24 protein-coding genes, 1 tRNA gene and 1 riboswitch are annotated in these 23,515 nt (G+C 70.4%); of the genes, 9 read left to right on the plus strand and 16 right to left on the minus strand.

Going from position 1 to position 23,515, the window contains the following annotated elements:
• Positions 1–9: 9 nt before the first annotated feature.
• Positions 10–888 carry a peptide chain release factor N(5)-glutamine methyltransferase gene (gene prmC / locus ACFC1W_RS13200; RefSeq protein WP_375993278.1) on the minus strand — a complete coding sequence of 293 codons (879 nt, stop codon included), beginning with the start codon at positions 886–888 and terminating at the stop codon, positions 10–12.
• 126 nt (positions 889–1,014) lie between these two features.
• Here prmC and cysK (ACFC1W_RS13205) point away from each other — a divergent pair, with 126 nt between their 5' ends.
• The 3 genes from cysK (ACFC1W_RS13205) to epsC are packed head-to-tail and all read left to right on the plus strand — an operon-like array spanning position 1,015 to position 3,520.
• Positions 1,015–1,953: a cysteine synthase A gene (cysK, locus tag ACFC1W_RS13205; protein ID WP_375993281.1), complete on the plus strand. Its 939-nt coding sequence runs from the start codon at positions 1,015–1,017 to the stop codon at positions 1,951–1,953.
• 26 nt (positions 1,954–1,979) lie between these two features.
• Positions 1,980–2,933, plus strand: coding sequence for a cysteine synthase A (gene cysK / locus ACFC1W_RS13210; protein ID WP_375993283.1), 954 nt, complete (start codon positions 1,980–1,982; stop codon positions 2,931–2,933).
• Positions 2,930–3,520 carry a serine O-acetyltransferase EpsC gene (gene epsC, locus ACFC1W_RS13215; RefSeq protein WP_241112241.1) on the plus strand — a complete coding sequence of 197 codons (591 nt, stop codon included), beginning with the start codon at positions 2,930–2,932 and terminating at the stop codon, positions 3,518–3,520. The genes cysK (ACFC1W_RS13210) and epsC overlap by 4 nt, the downstream gene beginning before the upstream one ends.
• Positions 3,521–3,642: 122 nt before the next feature.
• On the opposite strand, the gene ACFC1W_RS13220 is transcribed toward epsC, so the two are convergent.
• The 10 genes from ACFC1W_RS13220 to ACFC1W_RS13265 all read right to left on the minus strand — a co-directional run bounded on the left by ACFC1W_RS13220 (position 3,643) and on the right by ACFC1W_RS13265 (position 15,851).
• Positions 3,643–4,041 carry a phage holin family protein gene (locus ACFC1W_RS13220; RefSeq protein ID WP_191763302.1) on the minus strand — a complete coding sequence of 133 codons (399 nt, stop codon included), beginning with the start codon at positions 4,039–4,041 and terminating at the stop codon, positions 3,643–3,645.
• 126 nt (positions 4,042–4,167) lie between these two features.
• Positions 4,168–5,247, minus strand: coding sequence for a peptide chain release factor 1 (prfA, locus tag ACFC1W_RS13225; protein WP_375993287.1), 1,080 nt, complete (start codon positions 5,245–5,247; stop codon positions 4,168–4,170).
• Between the two features lie 17 nt (positions 5,248–5,264).
• Positions 5,265–7,274 carry a transcription termination factor Rho gene (gene rho / locus ACFC1W_RS13230; RefSeq protein ID WP_375993290.1) on the minus strand — a complete coding sequence of 670 codons (2,010 nt, stop codon included), beginning with the start codon at positions 7,272–7,274 and terminating at the stop codon, positions 5,265–5,267.
• 195 nt (positions 7,275–7,469) lie between these two features.
• Entirely contained in the window at positions 7,470–8,417 is a 948-nt protein-coding gene (thrB, locus tag ACFC1W_RS13235; RefSeq protein ID WP_375993293.1) for a homoserine kinase, read from the minus strand.
• Positions 8,414–9,502 carry a threonine synthase gene (gene thrC, locus ACFC1W_RS13240; protein ID WP_375993295.1) on the minus strand — a complete coding sequence of 363 codons (1,089 nt, stop codon included), beginning with the start codon at positions 9,500–9,502 and terminating at the stop codon, positions 8,414–8,416. Before thrC ends, thrB begins: the two co-directional genes overlap by 4 nt.
• Position 9,503: 1 nt before the next feature.
• A complete protein-coding gene (locus ACFC1W_RS13245; protein WP_375993298.1) occupies positions 9,504–10,808 on the minus strand; it encodes a homoserine dehydrogenase in 1,305 nt (434 codons plus the stop codon).
• Positions 10,805–12,256 (minus strand): diaminopimelate decarboxylase, encoded by a 1,452-nt coding sequence (lysA, locus tag ACFC1W_RS13250; protein ID WP_375993301.1) that lies wholly within the window; start codon positions 12,254–12,256, stop codon positions 10,805–10,807. The genes ACFC1W_RS13245 and lysA overlap by 4 nt, the downstream gene beginning before the upstream one ends.
• A 195-nt stretch (positions 12,257–12,451) precedes the next feature.
• Positions 12,452–13,270 (minus strand): DUF2993 domain-containing protein, encoded by an 819-nt coding sequence (locus ACFC1W_RS13255; RefSeq protein ID WP_375993304.1) that lies wholly within the window; start codon positions 13,268–13,270, stop codon positions 12,452–12,454.
• 4 nt (positions 13,271–13,274) lie between these two features.
• A complete protein-coding gene (gene argS, locus ACFC1W_RS13260; RefSeq protein ID WP_375993307.1) occupies positions 13,275–14,939 on the minus strand; it encodes an arginine--tRNA ligase in 1,665 nt (554 codons plus the stop codon).
• A 63-nt stretch (positions 14,940–15,002) separates the two neighbouring features.
• The gene (locus tag ACFC1W_RS13265) at positions 15,003–15,851 is read right to left on the minus strand and encodes a transglutaminase family protein (protein WP_375993310.1); all 849 of its coding nucleotides are present in this window, start codon (positions 15,849–15,851) and stop codon (positions 15,003–15,005) included.
• Between the two features lie 159 nt (positions 15,852–16,010).
• On the opposite strand from ACFC1W_RS13265, the gene ACFC1W_RS13270 reads away from it, so the two are divergent.
• The 5 genes from ACFC1W_RS13270 (at position 16,011) to ACFC1W_RS13290 (ending at position 18,092) form a co-directional block, all read left to right on the plus strand.
• Positions 16,011–16,823, plus strand: coding sequence for an SGNH/GDSL hydrolase family protein (locus ACFC1W_RS13270; protein ID WP_375993312.1), 813 nt, complete (start codon positions 16,011–16,013; stop codon positions 16,821–16,823).
• 44 nt (positions 16,824–16,867) lie between these two features.
• Positions 16,868–16,943, plus strand: a tRNA-Arg gene (locus ACFC1W_RS13275).
• Between the two features lie 283 nt (positions 16,944–17,226).
• The gene (locus ACFC1W_RS13280; protein ID WP_375993315.1) at positions 17,227–17,361 is read left to right on the plus strand and encodes a hypothetical protein; all 135 of its coding nucleotides are present in this window, start codon (positions 17,227–17,229) and stop codon (positions 17,359–17,361) included.
• Positions 17,362–17,486: 125 nt separating this feature from the next.
• A complete protein-coding gene (locus ACFC1W_RS13285; RefSeq protein ID WP_375993318.1) occupies positions 17,487–17,699 on the plus strand; it encodes a hypothetical protein in 213 nt (70 codons plus the stop codon).
• Between the two features lie 204 nt (positions 17,700–17,903).
• A complete protein-coding gene (locus ACFC1W_RS13290; protein WP_375993321.1) occupies positions 17,904–18,092 on the plus strand; it encodes a hypothetical protein in 189 nt (62 codons plus the stop codon).
• Positions 18,093–18,102: 10 nt separating this feature from the next.
• On the opposite strand, the gene ACFC1W_RS13295 is transcribed toward ACFC1W_RS13290, so the two are convergent.
• Positions 18,103–18,561, minus strand: a complete 459-nt coding sequence (locus ACFC1W_RS13295) for a CinA family protein (protein ID WP_375993324.1) — start codon at positions 18,559–18,561, stop codon at positions 18,103–18,105.
• Between the two features lies 1 nt (position 18,562).
• A complete protein-coding gene (locus ACFC1W_RS13300; RefSeq protein WP_375993990.1) occupies positions 18,563–19,000 on the minus strand; it encodes a GNAT family N-acetyltransferase in 438 nt (145 codons plus the stop codon).
• A 149-nt stretch (positions 19,001–19,149) separates the two neighbouring features.
• Between ACFC1W_RS13300 and ACFC1W_RS13305 the strand changes: the two genes are divergently transcribed.
• Entirely contained in the window at positions 19,150–20,658 is a 1,509-nt protein-coding gene (locus ACFC1W_RS13305; protein WP_375993327.1) for an FAD-dependent monooxygenase, read from the plus strand.
• 231 nt (positions 20,659–20,889) lie between these two features.
• On the opposite strand, the gene ACFC1W_RS13310 is transcribed toward ACFC1W_RS13305, so the two are convergent.
• The 3 genes from ACFC1W_RS13310 to ACFC1W_RS13320 form a co-directional block, all read right to left on the minus strand.
• Positions 20,890–21,210: a DMT family transporter gene (locus tag ACFC1W_RS13310; RefSeq protein WP_375993330.1), complete on the minus strand. Its 321-nt coding sequence runs from the start codon at positions 21,208–21,210 to the stop codon at positions 20,890–20,892.
• Positions 21,211–21,219: 9 nt separating this feature from the next.
• Positions 21,220–21,284: riboswitch (guanidine-III (ykkC-III) riboswitch) on the minus strand.
• Between the two features lie 62 nt (positions 21,285–21,346).
• Positions 21,347–22,237 (minus strand): CPBP family intramembrane glutamic endopeptidase, encoded by an 891-nt coding sequence (locus ACFC1W_RS13315; protein ID WP_375993332.1) that lies wholly within the window; start codon positions 22,235–22,237, stop codon positions 21,347–21,349.
• Positions 22,237–23,466: an MFS transporter gene (locus ACFC1W_RS13320; RefSeq protein ID WP_375993993.1), complete on the minus strand. Its 1,230-nt coding sequence runs from the start codon at positions 23,464–23,466 to the stop codon at positions 22,237–22,239. The genes ACFC1W_RS13315 and ACFC1W_RS13320 overlap by 1 nt, the downstream gene beginning before the upstream one ends.
• Positions 23,467–23,515 lie beyond the last annotated feature (49 nt).

Raw genomic sequence — 23,515 nt, forward strand, 5'->3', positions numbered from 1 at the left:
GGACGGGTGTCAGGGGCGGATGGCGGTGGTCGCGCGGTCGCGCATCGTGAGATCGGGATGAGTGGATGCCGCGCGCCAGCCGTCGGCGGCGAGCAGGTCGCGGATCGCCTCGCCCTGCCACTCGCCGTGCTCGATGACGATCGTGCCGCCCGGGTGCGCGAGCCGCAGCCCCACACCGCTGAGGATCCGCACCACGTCGAGGCCGTCCTCGCCTCCGTACAGCGCGGCGGGCGGGTCGAACAACCGCACCTCCGGATCGCGCGGGATCGCGGCATCCGGAACATACGGAGGATTCGACGCGACGACCGACACCGTGCCGTCGAGCTCGGGGAACGCGTGAGCCAGATCGATGAAGGCGAGCGTGGCATTGTCGGCCCCTGCGCGCTCGAAGTTCTCCTTCGTCCAGACGAAGGCGTCGACCGAGTTCTCGGCCGCGAAGACCCGGGCGTGCGGCACCTCGGTGGCCATCGCGATGGCGATCGCGCCGCTTCCCGTGCCGAGATCGACGGCGATCGGAGAGGGGGATGCCGCGGCCGCGAGCGCGTCGATCGCCAGCTGAGCCACCATCTCGGTCTCGGGCCGGGGCACGAAGACGCCGGGTCCGACGCGCAGCTCGAGATGGCGGAAGGGGGCGAGACCGGTGATGTGCTGCAGGGGTTCGCGCGTCGCGCGGCGCTCGACCAGCGCCTCGAGCTGCTGCGCTGTCCCGGCGGGAAGGGCGTCCCCGCGGATGGCGGCGGCCTGCACTCCCCCGCGGCCGGTCTGCAGCGCGAACGCGGCGAGCAGCTCGACGTCGACGTCGGGGTCGGGCACGCCGGCGTGCGCCAGGCGCGCGGCGGCATCACGCAGCCAGGCGGCGACGGTCGGGGGTGTCTCGGGTGAAGCCATGGGCCTGTCCAGCCTAAGCCCGGCAGAGTACTCGCCCGTGGCCGGGCCGCTGTCACACAAGGACTCACGGCGGGGACGTCCCCATAGGCTTGTGCCCACCCGCAGACCACCGCTGAAAGGCCTGACATGACCGGCATCCACCCCGACATCACCTCCGCCTTCGGAAACACCCCCCTCGTGCGCCTCAACCGCACCGCGGAGGGCCTCGGCGGCAATGTGATCGCCAAGCTCGAGTTCTACAACCCGGCGTCGAGCGTCAAGGACCGCCTCGGCATCGCCATCGTCGACGCCGCCGAGAAGTCCGGCCAGCTGCAGCCCGGCGGCACGATCGTCGAGGCCACGAGCGGCAACACCGGCATCGCGCTCGCCATGGTCGGTGCCGCCCGCGGCTACCGCGTCGTGCTCGCGATGCCCTCGTCCATGTCGATCGAGCGCCGCCTGCTGCTCAAGGGCTACGGTGCCGAGCTCGTGCTCACCGACCCGGCCGGTGGTATGAAGGGCGCCGTCGCCAAGGCGGAGGAGCTCGTCGCCGAGATCCCCGGCGCCGTCCTCGCGCGCCAGTTCGAGAACGAGGCCAACCCGCGCGTCCACCGCGAGACCACGGCCGAGGAGATCATCCGCGACACCGACGGTGCCGTCGACTACTTCGTCGCCGGCATCGGCACGGGCGGCACGATCACCGGCGTCGGCCAGGTGCTCAAGGAGCGCGTGCCCGGCGCGAAGGTCATCGCCGTCGAGCCCGCCGACTCGCCGCTGCTCACCAAGGGAACGCCCGGACCCCACAAGATCCAGGGCATCGGCCCGAACTTCGTGCCGGCGGTCCTCGACCAGGGAGTCATCGACGAGGTCGTCGACGTCGAGTTCGCGGACGCGATCGACACCGCGCGCGCGGTGGGCACCCAGGACGGCATCCTCGTCGGCATCTCGTCGGGCGCCGCGATCTGGGCCGCGCTGCAGATCGCCGCGCGCCCGGAGGCCGAGGGCAAGAACATCGTCGTCATCGTGCCGTCGTTCGGCGAGCGCTACCTGTCGACTGCGCTGTTCGAGAACCTGCGAGAGGATTGAGGCACACCGCTCCAGAAAGGCGCCCCGTGCCAGGGATCCACTCCGACATCACGACCGCATTCGGCGAGACCCCGCTGGTGAGGCTCAACGCCCTCACCGAAGGTCTCCACGGCGAGGTCCTCGCCAAGCTCGAGTTCTACAACCCCGGCTCGAGTGTGAAGGACCGCCTGGGCTACGCGCTCGTCAGCGCCGCCGAGGCGGCCGGCGAGCTGAAGCCGGGCGGCACCATCGTGGAGTCGACCAGCGGCAACACGGGCATCGCACTGGCGCTGATCGGCGCGGCCCGCGGCTACAAGGTGATCCTCACGATGCCCGCGTCGATGTCGAAGGAGCGGCGCACGCTGCTGAAGGCCTACGGCGCGGAGCTCGTGCTCACCGATCCGTACAAGGGCATGACCGAGGCGGTCGAGACCGCGGAGCGGATCGTCGCCGAGACGCCGGGTGCCGTGCTCGCCCGGCAGTTCGAGCATGAGGCCAACGCCGAGATCCACCGCCGCACGACGGCCGAGGAGATCTGGCGCGACACCGAGGGCGCGGTCGACTACTTCGTCGCGGGCTCGGGCACGGGCGGCACCATCACGGGCGTGGGCCAGGTGCTCAAGCAGCGCAACCCCGACGTGAAGATCGCCATCGTCGAGCCGAAGGACTCCCCCATGCTGTCGGAGGGCCGCGCCGGCGGTCACCGCATCCAGGGCATCGGGCCGAACTTCGTGCCGGCCGTGCTCGACCGGTCGGTCATCGACGAGATCTTCGACGTCGAGTTCGACGACGCGATCCGAGTGGCGCGCGACCTCGCCGTGCGCGAGGGCATCCTCGGAGGCATGTCGGCGGGCGCGGCCGTCTGGGCGGCGCTCGAGATCGCCGCGCGCCCGGAGGCCGCGGGCAAGCGCATCGTCGTGATCATTCCCGATTCGGGCGAGCGCTACCTGTCGACCGCACTGTACGAGCACCTGCGCGAGCCCGAGAAGAGCGCGTCGTGAGCCGCGGGGAGGGCTTCTTCGCCCGCATCCGCGAAGACGTCGTCGCGGCACGGCTGCGCGACCCCGCTGCTCGGTCGGGCGTCGAGATCGCGCTCCTCTATCCCGGCCTGCACGCGATCTGGGCGCACCGGGTGTGGCACGCGCTGTGGGTGCGCAAGGCACGGTTCGTCGCCCGCGCCGGGTCGCAGGTCACGCGGTGGCTGACCGGGATCGAGATCCACCCCGGCGCGCAGATCGGCCGCCGCTTCTTCATCGACCACGGGATGGGCGTCGTGATCGGCGAGACCGCCGAGGTCGGCGACGACGTCATGCTGTACCACGGGGTGACGCTCGGCGGCCGTCAGCGCGAGGGCGGGAAGCGGCATCCCACGCTCGAGGACGGCGTCGCCGTCGGCGCCGGCGCGAAGATCCTCGGACCGATCACGATCGGCGCGGGATCGGTCGTCGGTGCGAACGCGGTGGTGACGAAGGATGCCCCGGCCGACAGCGTTCTGGTGGGCGTGCCCGCCAAGCCGCGTCAGCGTCGTGAGGGCGAGGACACCCGATCGATCCTGACCACACCCGAGTACCCCGAGTACCACATCTGATGCGAGGCGGAGCACTGCGGCGAAGCCGCGTTCATGCGCCTCGGATCAAGGGTGAGTAGCGCCGCCGAAGACGCCGCGTATCGACATCGCTCCACCGGGGGCCCGAGGGGACCGGGGTCTACCTACTCCCGGCGGTCCTGGACGCGCTTCTTGATGAAGAGCGGCGGCAGCAGCCAGGTGGCGAGCGCCGTGACGAGCCACACGATGAGCGTGCCGATGATCCACGCCACAGGACCGTTGATGCCGATGCCCGCCGCCGGGATCAGCACCGCGATCAGCAGCGCGACGAACGTCGACAGCAGGCCGATTCCGCCGATCAGGGCGTTGGCGTGACGCCGCGTGATCGTGAACAGCCACGGCGCGAGGATGCTCTGCAGCACCGCGAAGATCACGACCGCGAGCAGGATGCCCCACCAGTCGTCCCAGTGCAGCGTGAAGCCGGGCAGGATCAGGTCGGCCGCGACGAGTCCGAGGAACGCCGAGACGAGGAAAATCGCCGCGCGGATGAGGAGCGTGAGCACGAGCCGAGCCTAGCGGCGCGGCGGGCGGGAGACTCCACGAGACCTCGGATTCGCGACGAGACCACGTGCGAGAGACGCCGTCTCGTCGCGAATGCCGGGTCTCGGTCAACGAAACGAAGCGGGGCCTCAGTCGTCGGAGCCGAGCGCGGCGAGCCGGGCCTCTTCGTCGGCGGCGATCGCCGACTCGATGATGGGCTCGAGCGCGCCGTCCATGACCTGGTCGAGGTTGTACGCCTTGTAGCCGGTGCGGTGGTCGGCGATCCGGTTCTCGGGGAAGTTGTACGTGCGGATGCGCTCGGAACGGTCCATGCCCCGGATCTGTGACTTGCGGGCGTCGGATGCCGCGGCTTCGAGCTCCTCCTGCTGCTTGGCCAGGAGGCGTGCCCGGAGCACGCGCATGCCGGCCTCGCGGTTCTGCAGCTGCGACTTCTCGTTCTGCATCGACACGACGATCCCGGTCGGCACGTGCGTGATGCGCACCGCCGAGTCGGTCGTGTTGACCGACTGCCCACCCGGACCCGACGACCGGAAGACGTCGATCTTCAGGTCGTTCGGGTCGATGTGGATCTCTTCGGGCTCGTCGACCTCAGGGAAGACGAGCACGCCCGTCGTCGAGGTGTGGATGCGCCCCTGCGACTCGGTCGCCGGCACGCGCTGCACGCGGTGCACGCCGCCCTCGTACTTGAGGTGCGCCCACACGCCCTGCGCGGGGTCGGACGACGAGCCCTTGATCGCGACCTGCACGTCCTTGTAGCCGCCCAGGTCGGACTCGTTGCGCTCGAGGAGCTCGGTCTTCCAGCCCTTCGACGCCGCGTACTGCAGATACATCCGCAGCAGGTCGGCGGCGAACAGCGCCGACTCGGCGCCGCCTTCGCCCTGCTTGATCTCCATGATCACGTCACGCGCGTCGTCGGGGTCGCGCGGGATCAGCAGACGCCGCAGGCGCTCCTGCGCTTCGGCGAGCTTCGCCTCGAGCGCGGGAACCTCCTCGGCGAATGCGTCGTCCTCACGGGCGAGTTCGCGCGCGGCTTCCAGATCATCGGATGCCGCGACCCAGTCCTCGTTCGCCTTCACGATGCGAGACAGCTCGGCGTAGCGGCGGTTGACCCGCTTGGCGCGTGCAGCATCGGCATGCACGGCGGGGTCGGAGAGCTCCTCCTGGACCGCCTTGTGCTCTTCGATCAGCGCCTTGACGGAGTCGAACACCCAGTTCCCTCCGAGACTCAGCGGATGCTGTTGTCGTCCGCGTGGCTGCGCCCACCGTGGCCGGTCGACGGCGCCGGGATCGACTTCTGCATCTGCACGAGGAACTCGACGTTCGACTGCGTCTCCTTGAGCTTGCCGAGCACGACCTCGAGGGCCTGCTGGGGCTCGAGACCGGCCAGCGCGCGGCGGAGCTTCCAGGTGATCTTGACCTCGTCGGGCGACAGCAGCATCTCTTCACGGCGGGTGCTCGACGCGTTGACGTCGACGGCCGGGAAGATGCGCTTGTCGGCGAGCTGGCGGTTCAGGCGCAGCTCGCTGTTGCCGGTGCCCTTGAACTCCTCGAAGATGACCTCGTCCATCTTGGAGCCGGTCTCGACGAGAGCCGTCGCGAGGATCGTGAGCGATCCGCCGTTCTCGATGTTGCGCGCCGCGCCGAAGAAGCGCTTCGGCGGGTACAGCGCCGAGGCGTCGACGCCACCGGTGAGCACGCGGCCCGAGGTGGGCGCCGAGATGTTGTAGGCGCGGCCGAGGCGGGTGATCGAGTCGAGCAGCACGACGACGTCGCGGCCGAGCTCGACCAGGCGCTTCGCACGCTCGATGGCGAGCTCGGCGACCGTGGTGTGATCCTCGGCGGGGCGGTCGAAGGTCGAGGCGATGACCTCGCCCTTCACCGTGCGCTGCATGTCGGTGACCTCTTCGGGGCGCTCGTCGACGAGCACGACCATGAGGTGGACCTCGGGGTTGTTGGTGGCGATGGCGTTGGCGATCTGCTGCAGCACGATCGTCTTGCCGGCCTTGGGCGGCGCGACGATGAGACCGCGCTGGCCCTTGCCGATCGGTGCGACGAGGTCGATGATGCGCTGCGTCAGCTTCTCGGGGGCCGTCTCGAGGCGCAGGCGCTCCTGCGGGTAGAGCGGCGTGAGCTTGCCGAACTCGACGCGGGTGGCGGCGTCATCGACCGAGAGGCCGTTGATCGCGTCGACCTTGACCAGCGCGTTGTACTTCTGGCGGCTCGACTGCTCGCCCTCGCGCGGCTGCTTGATCGCGCCGACGACGGCGTCACCCTTGCGCAGGTTGTACTTCTTCACCTGGCCGAGCGAGACGTAGACGTCGCTGGTGCCGGGCAGGTAGCCCGACGTGCGGACGAAGGCGTAGTTGTCGAGGACGTCGAGGATGCCCGCGATCGGGATCAGGACGTCGTCCTCGCCGATCTCGGTCTCGAACTCGTCGCCCGTCTGCGTGGCGCCACGGCGCTTGTTGCGCTGGCGGCCGCGCCCCGAGCCCTGAGCAGGCTCTTCGTCGGACTCGGGCGTGGCGGCGGGCGCGTTGTCCTTGCCGCCGTTCTGCTGCTGGCCGCCCTTGTCGCCCTTGTCGTTCTGGTTGCGATTCCGGCTGCGGCTGCGGCTGCGGCTGCGGCTGCGCGACGGGGTCTCGTCGCCGGTCTGCTCGGCCGCGTCGCCCTCGGCGGGCTTCGCGTCGCCCTCGGCGGGCTTCGCGTCGGCGGATGCCTCGGCCTTCGCGTCGGTGGATGCCTCGGCCTTCGCGTCGGCCTCGGCAGGCGCGTCGGCGGGGGCGGCCTCAGCAGGAGCGTCGGCGGCAGCCGGCGTCTCCGCGGCGGGCGCCTCAGCAGGGGCGGCCTCCGCAGCGGGCGCGGCCTCGGCCGGCGCCTCGACCACGGGCTCGGGCGTGACGGCGTCCGCCGTCTTGGCGCGGCGCGGCGCACGCTTGCGCGGCGCCTTCACGGGCGCAGCCTCAGGCTCAGCAACCTCAGCCTCAGCGGCCGGCGCCTCGGGCTCTGTCGCAGGCGCCTCAGCCGGAGCTGCTTCGGCGGCGGCCTCGGGCTCAGCGGCCTCGGCGGCGGTCAGAGCCTCAGCCGCGGCATCCGCTTCGGCCTCAGGCTCAGCAGCGGGCGCGGTCGGCTCGGCGACGGCCTCGGTGGTGGTGGTGTCGACGTTCTCGACGGCCTCGGGCGCTTCCGTGCGCTCGTCGGCCGTTGCGTCGCTCTGGATCTCGGAGATGGACTCCACGAGTTCTCCCTTGTCAAACGAATGGAAATGCACGTCCGCACGAGGCGCGCTGTTCAGCAGGCGTCTTGCCCGACCCTTCGACGTTCAAGGCCCTGAGATGGACTCGAGAACCGCGATGGCGCTCAGAGACCGTCAGCAGGATGTGGGGGGTCGTGCGGGGTTTCGCAGAATGCGAACGGAGGCCAGATTCACGATTTACGTGGAACCCTCCGCGTACTCCCTCACTGTACCACCCTTGAAGTCGACGGCGAGCATGAGCGCCTCCCACGGGGTGTCGGATGCCGACGACGCGAGGGCGGCGGCCTCGAGGCGGCGGCCCGGCCCGTCGGCGAGCACGAGCACGCTCGGCCCGGCGCCCGAGACGACGGCGGCGAACCCCTCGGCGCGCAGCATGCGCACGAGGTTGTCGGTGGCCGGCATCGCGCTCGCGCGGTAGTTCTGGTGCAGCTTGTCTTCGGTCGCGGCCTGCAGCAGCTCGGGGCTCTGGGTGAGCGCGGCGATCAGCAGCGCTGAACGCGACACGTTGAACACGGCGTCCTCGCGCGGCACCTGCAGCGGCTGCAGGCTGCGCGCGACCTCCGTCGACATCGTGAACTCGGGCACGAACACCAGGGGCGAGACGCCGCGGTGCACGAGCAGCTTCTTGTGCTGCGGGCCGTGCTCGTCCATCCACGCGATCGTCAGTCCGCCGAACAGTGCCGGCGCGACGTTGTCTGGATGCCCCTCGAGCTCGGTCGCGAGCCGCAGCAGGGTGTCGGGGCCGAGCTCGATGTCGCCCTCGAGCAGTCCCTTGGCCGCGAGGATGCCCGACACCACTGCGGCGCCCGACGATCCGAGGCCGCGGCCGTGCGGGATCACGTTGTGCGCGTGCAGCCGCAGGCCCGGCATGCGGCGCCCGACCGACTCGTACGTGTACGCGATCGCGCGCACGACGAGATGCGAGGCGTCGCGCGGCACGTCGGCCGCGCCCTGGCCGGTGACCTCGATCTCGAGCTCCCCCGGAGCCAGGGCCGTGACGTCCAGCTCGTCGTACACGCTCAGCGCGAGGCCGAGCGTATCGAAGCCGGGTCCGAGGTTGGCGCTCGTCGCGGGCACCCGCACGAGCACACGGCGCCCCGGAGCCGGGACGACGGCTGCGTTCACGCGGTCGCCGCCGCGGGCGCGAGATTGAGGACGGATGCCACTTCCGAGGTCGTGGCGTCGACCACGGTCGGCTCGACCTGGCTGCCGTCGGCGTTGCGCAGCGCCCACTGCGGATCCTTGAGGCCGTGGCCTGTGACGGTGAGCACGACGCGCGCGCCCTGCGGCACGACGCCGGCCTCGACGCGGTCGAGGAGACCCGCGACGCTGATCGCGGACGCGGGCTCGACGAAGATGCCCACCTCGCCCGCCAGCAGCTTCTGCGCCGCGAGGATGCGCTGGTCATCGATGGCGCCGAAGTAGCCGTCGGTCGCCTGGCGCGCCTCGAGGGCGAGCTCCCACGAGGCGGGGTTGCCGATGCGGATGGCGCTGGCCACGGTCTCGGGGTTCTTCACGACCTCGCCGCGCACGAGCGGCGCGGAGCCCTCAGCCTGGAAGCCGAACATGCGCGGCACGCGCGTGGACACGCCGCGCTCGGCCTCCTCGCGGTAGCCGCGGGTGTAGGCGGTGTAGTTGCCCGCGTTGCCGACGGGGATGAAGTGGAAGTCGGGCGCGTCGCCGAGCTGCGCGACCACCTCGTAGGCGGCGGTCTTCTGGCCGTCGATGCGGTCGGGGTTGACCGAGTTGACGAGGTGCACCGGGTAGTTGTCGGCGAGCTCGCGGGCGATCTCGAGGCAGTCGTCGAAGTTGCCGCGGATCTGGATGAGCTGGCCGTCGTGCGCGACGGCCTGGCTGAGCTTGCCCATCGCGATCTTGCCCTCGGGCACGAGCACCGCCGCGGTGATGCCGGCGTGCGCCGCGTAGGCCGCGGCCGACGCCGACGTGTTGCCCGTCGACGCGCAGATGACGGCCTTCGCACCGTGCTCGATCGCGCGGGAGACGGCGACGGTCATGCCGCGGTCCTTGAACGATCCGGTGGGGTTCATGCCCTCGAACTTCACCCACACGTCGGTACCGGTGCGGCGCGACAGCGACGGTGCGGGCAGGAGCGGCGTACCGCCCTCGCCGAGGGTGACGACGGTCGAGGCATCCGTGACGCCCAGACGATCCGCATACTCGCGCAGAACTCCGCGCCAGACGTGTGCCATGTCAGTCTCCTTCCACACGCAGGACCGAGACGACGCGCTCGACGACGCCGCTCGCGGCGAGACGGTCGACCGTCTCGCTGAGGTCCTGCTCCAAAGCCTTGTGCGTGCCGATCACCAGACGCGCGGTGCGGGCGTCTTCGCCCGCGACGGTCTGCTCCACGTTCGCGATCGACACGCGTCCGTCGCTGAGGATGCCGGCGACCGTGGCGAGCACGCCGGGCTGGTCGTCGACCTCGAGGGTGATCTGGTAGCGGGTCGTGACGCGGCCGATCGGGACGATCGGAAGGTTCGCGAGGGTGGACTCCCCCACGCCGACGCCGCCCGCGATGTGGCGGCGCGCGGCCGAGACGACGTCGCCGAGCACGGCCGACGCGGTCTGCACGCCGCCGGCGCCCGCGCCGTAGAACATCAGGTTGCCCGCGGCCTCGGCCTGCACGAACACGGCGTTGTTGGCGCCGTGCACGCTCGCGAGGGGATGGGCGCGGTCGACGAGCGCCGGGTACACCCGCACCGAGATGGATTCGTCGGCGCCGCCGTTCAGCCGCTCGCACACCGCGAGGAGCTTGATGACGTAGCCGGCGTGGCGCGCGGCATCCATCATCGATTTGTCGATCGCCGTGATGCCCTCACGGTGGACCGACTCGAGCGGCACGGTGGTGTGGAAGGCGAGGCTCGCGAGGATGGCCGCCTTCTGGGCGGCGTCGTAGCCTTCGACGTCGGCCGTCGGGTCGGCCTCGGCGTACCCCAGGCGCTGGGCGTCGGCGAGCACGTCGGCGAACTCGGCGCCCTCGGTGTCCATGCGGTCGAGGATGTAGTTCGTCGTGCCGTTGACGATGCCCATGATCCGCTGCACGCGGTCACCGGCGAGCGAGTCGCGCAGCGGACGGATGATCGGGATCGCACCGGCCGCAGCGGCCTCGTAGTAGACCTCGGCGCCCACCTGGTCGGCGGCGTCGAAGATCTCGGGGCCATGCGTGGCGAGCAGCGCCTTGTTGGCGGTGACGACGTCGGCGCCGGAGTTGATCGCGGCCAGCAGGTGCGTGCGCGCAGGCTCGATGCCGCCCATGAGCTCGATGACGATGTCGGCGCCCACGATGAGCGACTCGGCGTCGGTCGTGAGCAGCTCGCGGGGCAGGTCGACATCACGCGGGGCGTCGACGTCGCGCACGGCGATGCCGATCAGCTCGAGTCGCGCTCCGGCGCGGTCGGCGAGCTCGTCGGCGTGCTGACGCAGCAGCGACGCGACCTGCGAGCCGACAGCTCCGGCACCCAGCAGCGCAACGCGAAGACGGCGGTAGTCGGTCACTTGTCCTCGCTCCGGTCGCTCAGTACAGGCATGTCGATCCCTTTCTCGGGGTGGCCGGTGAGGCCCGCATCGCGCGAGAGCAGATCGTCGATCGACTCGCCCCGCACGATGACGCGGGCCTCTCCCCCACGCAGCGCCACCACGGGCGGGCGGGGGACGTAGTTGTAGTTGCTCGCGAGCGAGAAGCAGTAGGCACCGGTGGCCGGGACGGCGAGGAGATCACCGGGAGCCACGTCGCCGGGCAGGTACTCCGCGTCCACGACGACGTCGCCCGACTCGCAGTGCTTGCCGACCACGCGCACCAGCACCGGCTCGGAGTCGCTCGCGCGCGACGCGATGCGCGCCGAGAACTCCGCCCCGTACAGCGCCGGGCGCGGGTTGTCGCTCATGCCGCCGTCGACGCTCACGTAGAGGCGCTCGGCGCCGTCGACCTCGACCGGCTTGGTCGTGCCGACCTCGTAGAGGGTGACGCCCGCGCGCCCGACGATCGCGCGTCCGGGCTCGAAGGCCAGATTCGGGATCGGGATGCCCCGCACCTCGCACTGCCGTGCGACGGCGTCGGCGATGCCCATCGCCAGCTCCTCGATCGGGGTCGGGTCGTCGACCGACGTGTAAGCGATGCCGAAGCCGCCCCCGAGGTTCAGCACCGGCAGCTCTCCGCCCGCGAGGAGTTCGGCGTGCAGCTCGACGATGCGCGACGCGGACTCCTCGAACCCGGCGGTGCCGAAGATCTGCGACCCGATGTGGCAGTGGAGGCCGATGAGGTCGAGCCCCGGGAGCTCGCGGATTCGGGATGCCGCGGCCGCGGCATCCGTCAGCGTGAAACCGAACTTCTGGTCTTCGTGCGCCGTCGCGAGGAAGTCGTGCGTCTCGGCGTGCACGCCGCTGTTCACGCGGAGCAGCACAGACTGGCGCACTCCGCGGCGGTCGACGATCGCGGCGAGGCGCTCGATCTCGATGAGGCTGTCGATGACGATCGAGCCGATACCCGCCTCGACGGCGGCCTCGAGCTCGGCGACGCTCTTGTTGTTTCCGTGGAAGCCCAGCCGGGCGGGATCGACGCCCGCGGCGAGCGCGACGGCGAGCTCACCGCCGGTGCACACGTCGACGGCGAGACCCTCGTCGGTCACCCAGCGCGCGACCTCGACGCTCAGGAAAGCCTTGCCCGCGTAGTACACACGCGCCTGCACGCCGTGCAGGGCCGCCGCCGCGCGGAAGGCGTCGAGCGTGCGGCGGGCGGTCGCGCGCACCTCGTCTTCGTCGAGCACCCACAGGGGCGTGCCGAAGTGCTCGCGCAGCGCCGTCGCCGGGATGCCGCCGAGCCGCAGCACGCCCTCGTCGTCGCGCGTCGCCGCCGTCGGCCACACGAGCGGCGCGAGGGCGTTGGCGTCCTCCGGCTCGGCCAGCCATGCCGGTGCCAGGGAGCGGGACTGCGAAGGGGCGGACACGGAGAGGACCAATCGGTTCGGGCTTCGGCGCGGGATCGTCCGGTGGACCGGATCGGCGCGAATCAGCTCGGCGGACGCGCCGGGCGCGCACTCGATCCGGCGGCCGCGTTCACCCGTGGGTTCTCGCGCCGGACGGTCCTTGCAGTCTAGGGCACAGCCCATGCCGGGCCCGTGATGTGTGACGCCCCGCGAGGGTCAGTCGCACGTGCCGTCGGCCTGCAGCGCAGGGTCGGTCACGATCGCGCCGTCGACGTCGGCATCGGCGACGAGCACGTCCCCATCGACCTGCACGTCGGTGAGCGTCACGCCGGCCGGGATGTACTCGGCCAGGCAGAAGGTCCAGTCGCGAACGACGACGTCGGCGAGCTGCCCGAACTGGTCCGAGAGTCGCGAGGCGTCGATCTGGGCGCCCGCGAGTTCGAACGACGTCGGGGTCAGCACGATGTCGCCGTCGGCGACCGAGGGGGCGAGCGTCACCCCGACCGGGAAGCCGGCGCCGAACAGCTGCAGCTCGGTCGCCACGCTGATGTCGGGGTCGGCGAGGCTGACGGAGTCTGCCGGGAAGTTCTCCACCGCGGAGAGCAGCCCGCGCAACTGCTCTTCGTCGAGGGTCACCGTCGCCGTGGCGCCGCCCATGTCGGCTCCCTGGCGGGTGGGCACATCGGTCGCGGTGACGGTGACGTCGCCTTCGTACTCGCCGACGGGCACGTCTTCGGACGACACGACGATCTCATCGAGGCTGCCGCCGATGAGCTGCGGAATGAGCACGCCCGGCACGGTGACGTCGATCGGGTGATCGGCGGGCAACGAGAGCCGTTCCCGGATCTCCTGCTTGACGGTCTGCTGCACGAGGTCGCGGGCGATCGCCTCGGCGACGAACCAGGCGACGACGGCGAGCCCGACGACGATGATCAGGGCGACGATCCACGGCCACGCACGGCGTCGGCGACGGGGCACCGGCGCCTGCTCCCACTCGGGCAGCCGCTGAGTGGGGTGCGCGTCGCCGGCCGTCATCGTGTCACATCCGTTCCGGCGCGCCGACGCCGAGCAGGTCGAGGCCGTTGCGCAGCACCTGGCCGGTGGCGTCGTTGAGCCACAGGCGTGTGCGGTGCACCGGCTCGACGGGGTTGTCGCCGAGGGGGATCACGCGGCAGTTGTCGTACCAGCGGTGGTAGAGGCCGGCGAGCTCCTCGAGGTACCGCGCGATGCGGTGCGGCTCGCGCACCTCGGCCGCGTAGGCGACGATGCGCGGGAACTCCTGCAGGGCACCGAGGAGCGCGGACTCGGTCTCGTGCGCCAGCAGCTCGGGGGCGAACTCCGAGCGGTCGACGCCGGAGTTCGCGGCGTTGCGGGCCACGTTGTGCGTGCGCGCATGGGCGTACTGCACGTAGAAGACCGGGTTGTCGTTGGTGCGCTTCTGCAGGACATCGAGGTCGACATCGAGATTCGAGTCGGTCGAACTGCGTACGAGCGCGTAGCGCGCAGCATCCTTCCCCACGATCTCGACGAGGTCTTCGAGGGTCACCACCGTGCCGGCGCGCTTCGACATGCGCATCGGCTGGCCGTCCTTGACGAGGTTGACCATCTGGCCGATGAGGATCTGCAGGTTGACGCCCGGCTCGTCGCCGAAGGCCGCGCACATGGCCATGAGGCGCTGCACGTAGCCGTGGTGGTCGGCGCCGAGCATGATGATGCAGCGGTTGAAGCCGCGCTCGCGCTTGTCGAGGTAGTACGCGAGGTCGCCCGAGATGTAAGCGGGTGTGCCGTTGGAGCGGATGACGACACGGTCGCGATCGTCGCCGAAGGTCGTGGAGCGCAGCCAGACGGCGCCGTCGTCCTCGAAGATGTGACCCAGCTCGTCGAGCCGCTTCACCGCGCGCTCGACGGCGCCGGACGCGTGCAGGTCGTTCTCGTGGAAGTACACGTCGAAGTCGACGCCGAAGTCGTGGAGGCTCTTCTTGATCTCGTCGAACATGAAGCCGACGCCGAGCGCACGGAACGCCTCCTGCTTCGCGTCCGCGTCGAGCGCGTCGATGTCGCCCTCGTAGGCCAGCGCCACGCGGCGGGCGATGTCGACGATGTAGCCGCCGCCGTAGCCGTCCTCGGGGGTCGGAAGACCCTCGTGGGCGGCGACGAGGCTGCGGGCGAACCGGTCGATCTGCGCGCCGTGGTCGTTGAAGTAGTACTCGCGCGTCACGGCCGCGCCCTGCGACGCCAGGATGCGGGCGAGCGAGTCGCCCACCGCGGCCCAGCGGGTGCCGCCGAGGTGGATGGGTCCGGTCGGGTTCGCCGAGACGAACTCGAGGTTGATGACCTCGTCGGCGCGGCTGGTGTTGGTGCCGAAGGCGGCGCCTGCGTCGACGATGGTCTTCGCAAGGGCGCCGGCGGCCGCGGCATCCAGTCGGATGTTGATGAAGCCGGGGCCGGCGACCTCGACCTCGGCGACGCCGTCGACCTCGGCGAGGCCCTCGGCGATCTCGGCCGCGAACTCACGCGGGTTCGCGCCGAGGCCCTTCGCGAGCTTGAGCGCCGCGTTCGAGGCCCAGTCGCCGTGCTCGCGGTTCTTCGGCCGGTCGAGCACGAGGTCTGCCGCGGTGAGCCCCTCTGCCGCGCCGGGTCGTCGCGCCTCCGCGAGGGGTGCGATGACGGCGAGCAGGGCGGCGGAGAGCGCTTCGGGATTCATAGCCCGCCAATTCTACGGGCGTCTGCCTGCGTGGCCGCTCCGCGCTCTTCGCCGCCGGAACCCCTACGCCAGCTGCACCAGCTCGACGAAGTCATCCGTCGAGGGATCCGCGGCCCGGGCTTCGATCGACGCAGCGCCTTCGACCCCTTCGACGTCGTCCGGCACGACCCATGCGTCGACGCGCATGCGCTGCAGCCCGACGTACCCGCCGTGGTAGCTGAGGAAGGCGCAGTCTGCGGCATCCCGCCCCGTCGCAATGCGGACGAGCGACCGGCGGTTGGCGAGGCGCGTGCCGTCGATGACGTACCAGGCGCCGTCGAGATAGGCCTCGGCGACCGCGTGGAAGTCCATGGGCTGGAGGCCCGGTGCGAAACACGCGGCGTAGCGGGCGGGCATGTCCATGGCACGCAGGAGCGCGATGACGACGTGGGCGTAGTCGCGGCAGACGCCCTGGCCGGTCATGAGGGTCGTGACGGCGCTGTCGGTGCCGTGGCTGAGGCCGGGGGTGTAGGTGGTGCTCGTGGCGACGAAGTCGGAGACGGCGGCGATGAGGTCGTGCCCCTGGAGGCCCTTGAACTGCCGGCGTGCCTGCTGGAAGACCTCGTCGGACTGGCAGTAGCGGCTCGGACGCAGGTAGGTGATGGCCTCGAGGTCGCTCGTGCGACTCGTGGCGGCCTGGCCCTCGACAGTGGCTTCGTAGCGCACTTCGAGGCGTCCGGACTCGCCCATCAGGCGGTGCAGGCGGCTACCGGACTGGTCGACGATCTCGGTCGGCGTGTAGACGCGGTCGCCCTGAGTGAAGGTCAGCTGCTCGCTGACGAGGGGCACCGCCTGGGCCGCCGTGATCTGGAAGATGAGGTCGACGGACGACCCCAGATCGAGGTCCAGTTCGGCGGTCACGACGCGTTGCACCGAAGTATCCTCGCATGCCCAGAAGGGTGCTTCCTGCGCTTGTGCACAGTGCCGTTTTGATGTGGGATGCCTCGGCCGATCGCTCAGGATTCGCGCGACGTTTCCCCACCTTTGCGTCGGGTGGTCAGCAGGCCCCGGAACGTGACGTACCCTCGGTGCATGCACGCGCCCGGACGCCTCCGCGCACGGCGTCCGTGGCTGCCGATCGTCGGCGCCGCGCTCGCCGTCGCCGCCGTCTGCGCGCTCGGAATGTGGCGTCCGTGGGTCGTTCCGTCGGCGCCCGTCGCGGTCGAGGCCGAGTCGGTCGCCGTGGTCGCGGGTGCCGCTCCCCTCACGCTGCCCGACGCACCGCGAGTGCTGGTCTTCGGCGACTCATGGGTCTACGGGTCGGCGGCGATCGTGCCGAGCCTCGGCTTCGCGTACCGGCTCGCCGACCACCTCGGCGGCGAGACGATCGTCGACGGCGTGCGCGGCAGCGGCTACCTCAAGCCGGGGATCGACGGCGGCTCGTACGGCGAGCGCGTCGCGATGCTCGACCCTGCGCTCGATCCCGACCTCGTGATCATCGAGGGTTCGATCAACGACCGCCGGCTGTATCCGAGCGGGTATCGGGATGCTGTCACCGCCGTCTGGGACTCGCTCGAGGCGCTGTACCCCGACGCCGCCATCGTGGTGCTGGGCCCCGCGCCGCAGGTGCTGCCCGTCGAGCCGGCGACCGCGGGCATCGACGGCGACCTCGCGGCCTTCGCCGCCGAGCGCGGCTGGTGGTACATCTCCCCCATCGCCGAGAGCTGGATCACTCCCGACAACTACCCCGAGCTCATCGACACGAGCGACACCGGGCGCGATCACCCGTCGACCGCCGGCCACGCGTACCTCGCGGAGAAGGTCGCCACTGCGATCGCGGGCATGACAGAGGCGACGGATGTCGTGGCCGACGCCCCGCTCGATGAGGACGTCGTCACCCCCTGACTGGCGCGGAACCGGGGTTCGCGGATGGTAACCTCGATCGGCACGCCTCCGTAGCTCAGGGGATAGAGCGTTGGTTTCCGGTACCAAAGGTCGCAGGTTCGATTCCTGTCGGGGGCACCACTACAACACGCGGGCAAGGGACACCGGACTCATGCTCGCACGATGGGCTGTGTGAGACTCTCGCCGCGGTGATCTCGCGGCGCCTCGCGAGGCTCCCCTCGCGTGGGCGTCCGACGGACGGCACCCGCACCCCGACAGCAAGGTTCCCGACCCCTGGGCCGACGTCTGAACGTCACTCCGCGGCGACCCCGCCGGCGGACCACACCGCCGCGAATTGACTTCCCGTGGAAGCGGGCTATGGTCATGGGTTCACCCGCCAGCCGTCAGAAGGGGAAGCGAGTCCATGTCTGGAAAGTCACCGCAGTCGCGCGGAGCCAAGAAGGTCGCACAGCTCTCGATCAAGGAGAAGCGCGCAGCCAAGCGCGCCAAGCGAGAGCCGGAGGCATTCATCAAGCCCCGCAAGGGCGCGAACGCCTGATCCTGGCGCCGCCCGGTCCCGGGCTGCCCCGCGGATCGGGCGGCGTCACACCGGCCGCCATCGGTTCCACGGCCCGCGCCACGTCGGTGGATCCGACACTATGTCGGTAAGCTGGCGCATGGACCATGCTCGTCACGGGGATCCTGCTCGTCGGCCTGCAGTACCCGCTCGGCAACGACGTCAACAACGTGAAGATCACAGTGAAGCTCGCCGTGCTCATCGCGATCATCGTCATCGCGCTCGTCAATCGGAAGCGCGAGACTGTCGCGGGCTGGGTGCTCCCGACCATCGGCGGGCTGACGGTCCTCAACGTGGTGCTGGCGACCGTCTGGAGGTGACATGACGGCGCCGGCGAAACCCGCCGGCGCCTCCGCTCCGGCTTCGTGCCGGCCGCGAGCGTCGCGCTACGCGCCGTGCCCGTGGCGCTCGTGCGAACCGGACTCCACCACGCGATCGCGTAGGGTCCACGCCCTGTCAACCCGTGGCCTCGACCGCTCGCGGCTCGATAGCCTGCGGCATCCGACCACGAGAGGAACCAGGCCATGAGCGACGGCATGACCGACGAGGAGAAGCGCCGCGACCAGCTGCTGGCCGCACCCGACGCCACCGAGGAAGACGCGGCGCCCCGCATCGATGTGACCCAGCGTGCGGACAACGTCACGCGCATCGACATCCGTGACGACGCGCCCGTGCGCCCCGGCAATCCCGAGGAAGAGCCGGCCGACGACTGAGTCGATGGGCTCAGCCCTCGACGAGCTCCTCGAGCAGCGCGAGCGCGGCATCCACCGTCTGTTCGAGCACCTCCTCCGGCGAGCCGGAGAACTCGTGGAACCGGTGACCCGTGTCGTCGGCGGTCGCCCAGCCGAGGTACACGGTGCCGGCCGGGTGGCCGTCTTGCGGGTCGGGTCCGCCGACGCCGGTCGTGGACACGGCGATGTCGACGCCGAGCACCCTCTTCACCCCTTGCGCGATCTCCTCGGCGCACTGCGCGGAGCACGTGTCGATGCCGGGCGTCATCCCGAGCACGGACTCCTTCACTTCGGTGCGATACGCCACGACGCCCCCGGCGAACCACGCCTCGGCATCGCTCCCCGCGCCGATCGTGCTCGACAGCATTCCGCAGGTCAGAGATTCGGCCACCCCGACGTGCACGCCGCGGTCCTTGGCCGCCTGCGCGATGCGGTCGGCGCGGTCGATCATGTCAGCCCTGCCTCACGTGGCGTGCCAGCCCCGCCAGCTCGTCGCCGGTCAGCCGCTGCGTCGTCCACTCGTCCATCGGCGCGGCGCCCAGCGAGCGGTAGAACGAGAGTGCCGGCGCGTTCCAGTCGAGCACGGTCCACTCCAGTCGCGAGTACCCGCGCTCCACGCACTCCGCCGCGAGCGAGGCGATGAGCGCCTTGCCGTACCCCTGCCCGCGCTCGGCGTCGTCGACGTAGAGGTCCTCGAGCCAGATGCCGTGCGTGCCGGTCCACGTCGAGTACGTCACGAACCACATCGCGATCCCGACGATCGCCCCCTCACGCTCCACGACGTGTGTGAAGACACGCGGCTCGGGCCCGAACAGGCTCGCCGTGAGCGCGTCGACGGTGTTCTCGACGGCGTCGGGCTCGCGCTCGTACACGGCCAGCCCGTGGATCATCGCGAGAATGCCCGCTTCATCGCCGGGGCGCGCTGCGCGCAGTGTCGCTCCATCTGCAAGGTCGATAGGTGTCACGGGTCCGAGCCTACGGGGCGCCCACCAGACGTCATGCGCGAACCCATGTCGCTGAGGGATGAGAGAGTGGGGGGATGGATGCCGCCCCCGACGTGATCGTCGCGGGTGCGGGTCCGAGCGGGCTCATGGCCGCGACCTGCCTCGCCCGCCTGGGCGCACGCGTCGTCGTGTTCGACGGGAAGGCCGGTCCGACGCGGGAGTCGCGCGCGCTCGGCCTTCAGGCACGGTCGATCGAGATCTACGATCAGCTCGGCTTGACCGAACCCGTGCTCGCGCAGGCGACGCGGGCCACATCCGTGAATCCTGGATACGGACACACGGTGTTCGGCGCGGTGCCGCTCACCGAACTGGGGCGCACCGTCACGCCCTACCCCGGCGTGTTCATCCTCGAGCAGAGCCGCAACGAGCAGATCCTCACCGACGCATTCCTGACGCTCGGCGGCACCATCCTGTGGGAGCACGCGCTCGTCTCCGTCGAGGGCGGGAACGACGGCACCCCGGTGACGGTCACGGGCGACGGCCCTGACGGTCCCGTGACACTGCGCGCGCCGTGGCTCATCGCCGCAGACGGTGCGTCGTCCACGGTGCGCAAGGCACGCGGCATCCCGTTCGAAGGCTCCACCAGTCCGCTGTCGTACTTCGTCACCGACGCGCTCGACGCGACCGGCCTGGTCGAAGGCGGCGTCAACCTGCGCATCGAGGGCGACGACCTGATGCTGGGGTTCCCGATGGGCGGCGAGGGCCACCATCGCCTGCTCGGCATCACCGAGTACGTCGAGGGCGAGACCGACGCGCAGGTCGAAGCGCAGGTCAAGCGCATGCTGGCCGAGAGGTTCGCGGTCGAGTACACGCAGTCGTCGTGGTTCTCGCGCTACCGCACGCACCACCGCATCGCCGCGCGGTTCCGTGATGGCGCGGTGTTCCTCGTCGGCGACGCCGCGCACGTGCACTCACCCGTCGGCGCGCAGGGTATGAACACCGGCCTGCAGGACGCCCACAACCTGGCCTGCAAGCTGGCGCAGGTGATCGCCGGCGACGCGCTGCCCGAGATCCTCGAGGAGTACGAGCACGAACGGCGCCCGGTGGCGGAGCGCCTCGTGCGCACGACCGACGCGCTCTTCTCTCGCATCACTTCGCGCGGCCGGTGGGCGCGGTTCGTCCGGACGAAGATCGTCCCGGCGGTCGGATCGGCGGCGGTGCGGATCGTTCCGCGCGCGGCGCGCGGCGAGCGCATCTACGGGTACCTCTCGCAGACGCGCATCCGCTACCGGATGCCGGGCGCACGCGGCCGCGAACACGTGCTGGGTCGCCGCCTGCCGTGGACCGGCGACAACTTCGCCTCACTGCGCGACTTCACGTGGCAGCTCCACGGGTACGGCGTCGACCGGCCGGTGGTCGAGCGCATCGCGCGAACCCTCGGCGTGGAGCCGGTCGCGCATGCGCGCGACCCGCACGGTCGCCTGGCCGCCGACCGCGTGTACCTCGTGCGCCCAGACGGATTCGTGGCGGGCGTCGCCCCGCCGGATGTCGCGGTCGCCGCCCTGCACGACGCGGTGCGGGCGATCACGCGCGAGCCGGTCTGATCTGCGCGGCCCTCACCCACCCAAGCCCCCGGTCGCACAACGAAGATCGCCCCGGGGCCGAAGCCTCGGGGCGATCATCATGCGATGTGCGGTTCCTGTATCCGTCTCCCTTTCGGGTTCCTTCGTTTCCGTTTTCTCTTCGCAGGACCGAATGTACTCAGTCACCCCAGGTGGGCGTCAAGAGTTCTCGATCAAGTCATCTCGACGTGAAGTTGAAGGTGAATTCCAGCGTCACTCGTGGCCGACGAGCTTGAGTCCGACGACGCAGCCGACGAGGCCCACGATGAGCAGCATCTTGACGATCGAGAACGCTTCATCGCCGGTGATCATCGCGTATGCGACGGTCAGCGATGCGCCGATGCCGACCCACACCGCGTACGCGGTGCCGGTGGAGATGTCGCGCATCGCCCACGCCAGCCCGCCCATGCTCAGGACGAGCGCGACGCCGAAGATCACGGTCGGCCAGAGCTTGGTGAAGCCCTCGGTCTTGCCGAGTGCGGTCGCCCAGACGGCCTCGAGGATGCCGGAAACGATGAGGATGACCCACGCCATGACTGTGCTCCTGGCCAGTCTTGTCGCTCACCGGGTACTGATCCGTCGTCCGGGGATCCGGTCGGGATCCACGAGCCAGTCTAGCGATCCGGCCTGGGCACGTCCTGGGCAGCCCGCGAGCCAGGGCGAGGATCACTCAGACCAGGAAGAGCCAGTCCATCGGACCGGGGTTGTGCGCGTGGACGAGCACGGCGAACACCACCGCATCGAACAGCAGGTGCACGGTCACGACGTACGCGAGCGAGCGCGTCCTCATGAAGATATAGCCCATCAGCAGGGCGAACGGAATGGTCAGCACCGGACCCCACGCCCGGTAGCCCAGCTCCCAGAGGAACGAGACGAATACGATCATCTGCAGCAGGTTCGCCTGCCAGAACGGGAAGTGCCGGCGCAGGAGCGCGAAGCACGTGCAGATGAAGAACAGCTCGTCCCAGATGCCCACCGCGCCGACGCCGACGAACAGGCGCGCGATGAGATCGGGGGTGTCGACGACGGGCCAGTTGAGGTAGACGCCCGAGGTGATGAAGTAGAACGGCAGGATCAGCCAGCCGAGCACCAGCACCACGGCCAGCCACGTCCACTGGAACGCCGTCCACCGCCCGCCGCCCCGCCACGGGAACCGGATCGCGTAGTCGCGGTAGGCCCACCGTGAGATGACGTAGGGCACGGCGACCGCGCCGCCCAGCGCGAGCCCGAACCGCACGAACGCGACGTTGTCGAGCTCCGCCTCGAGCGGGATCGCGCTCACGATCAGCATTCCGATCGCGATGAGGGACAGATCGCGAAGGATGCTCGGGCGCCGCGCCCCGGACTCTGCGACGTCATCGACGGGGCCGCGGGTCGCAGCATCCGATCGCTCCATCATCAGTGCCACCGCAAGGCCGGCCGCCAGCAGCACCCAGCCCACCCACGGCACGCGCAGCACGAAGAACGCCGGCGCGGCGAGGCACACCAGGAGCGCGGGCGCGAGGTGCCACGACCAGGCGGGCAGCGTGGCGACGGGAGCGGCGGCAGGAGAGGCCGGCATCAGTGATCCAGAGGGTGGGCGATCTCGTCCTGCGGCATGCGCGCGGCGAAGATCGCGATGAGTCCGAACAGCAGCGGCAGGATGCCGGCCACGATGAAGATCGTCTGCAGCGAGACGACCTCCGACAGCGGGCCGGCGAGGGCCATCGACAGAGGCATGAGCGCGAGCGAGACGAAGAAGTCCAGGCTCGACACGCGGCCCAGCATGTGGCGCGGCACCCGGCGCTGCAGCAACGTCCCCCAGATGACGTTGCCGTAGCTGAACCCGAACCCGATGATGAACATCGAGATGAGCATGAGCCAGTACTGGTCGGTGAGGCCGACGATCACGAACGGCAGGGTGCTGACGCCCCACACGACGTTCATCACCGTGAGGTACCGGCGCGGCAGCTTCATCGACGAGACGACGATCGACCCGACCACGCCGCCGAAGCCGTAGACCGCGAGCAGGAAGCCGAACCATCGCGGGTCGGTGCCGATGCGCTCGCGCAGCAGGAAAGGCAGCAGCACCTCCTCAGGGCCGACGAACACCAGCACCCAGCCCGTCGCGAACAGCAGGGTGGCGAAGAGCCAGGGGGTGCGGACGGTGAAGACCACCGCCTCCTTGAGATCGTGGAACACGGATGCCGCGCGCTCGGGCTCATCGTGCGGTGCGGGCGGCTCGGCCCGGAGGAACAGCAGGCCGACGAACGCGAGCGCGTAGGCGATTGAGATGACGACGGCGGCATGGCTCGGGATGAGCGCGGCCAGCAGCATTCCCGCCGCGGCCGGTCCCGCCGCCTGCTGCAGCGCCGGACGGATCGCGCCCTCGAGCCCGTTGGCTGCCAGCAGCTGGCCCTGCGGCAGGATGCGCGGCAGGATCGCGCTGTACGCGGGGAAGAAGAACCCGGCCCCCGCGCCGAGCACGAACGCGACGATCGTCAGGTGCGGGATCGTGACCGTGCCGACCATGCCCGCGACGACGATCGTCGTGATGGCGACGAAGTTCGTGAACTCCACCACGCGCACGATCGTGCGGCGCGAGACGCGGTCGGCCACGATGCCGCCCGGGATCGCGCAGAGCAGCAGGCCCGTGGCGTTGGCTCCGGCGACGAGCGACAGCCCGAGCGGACCGCCGCCGGCGTCGATGACGGCGTACACCATGACGACCGCCCACATGCCGGCGGCGAAGATCGACAGCACGACCGCGCCGAACAGCACCCGGAAGTCGCGGTGGCTGAGCGGACGCACCACCCGCCAGCGGTCGCGGGTCGCGGCACCCGCTCGCTCCGTTCTCGGC

It is taken from the genome of Microbacterium sp. NPDC056003, from assembly GCF_042274785.1.
Taxonomy (GTDB): Bacteria; Actinomycetota; Actinomycetes; order Actinomycetales; family Microbacteriaceae; genus Microbacterium.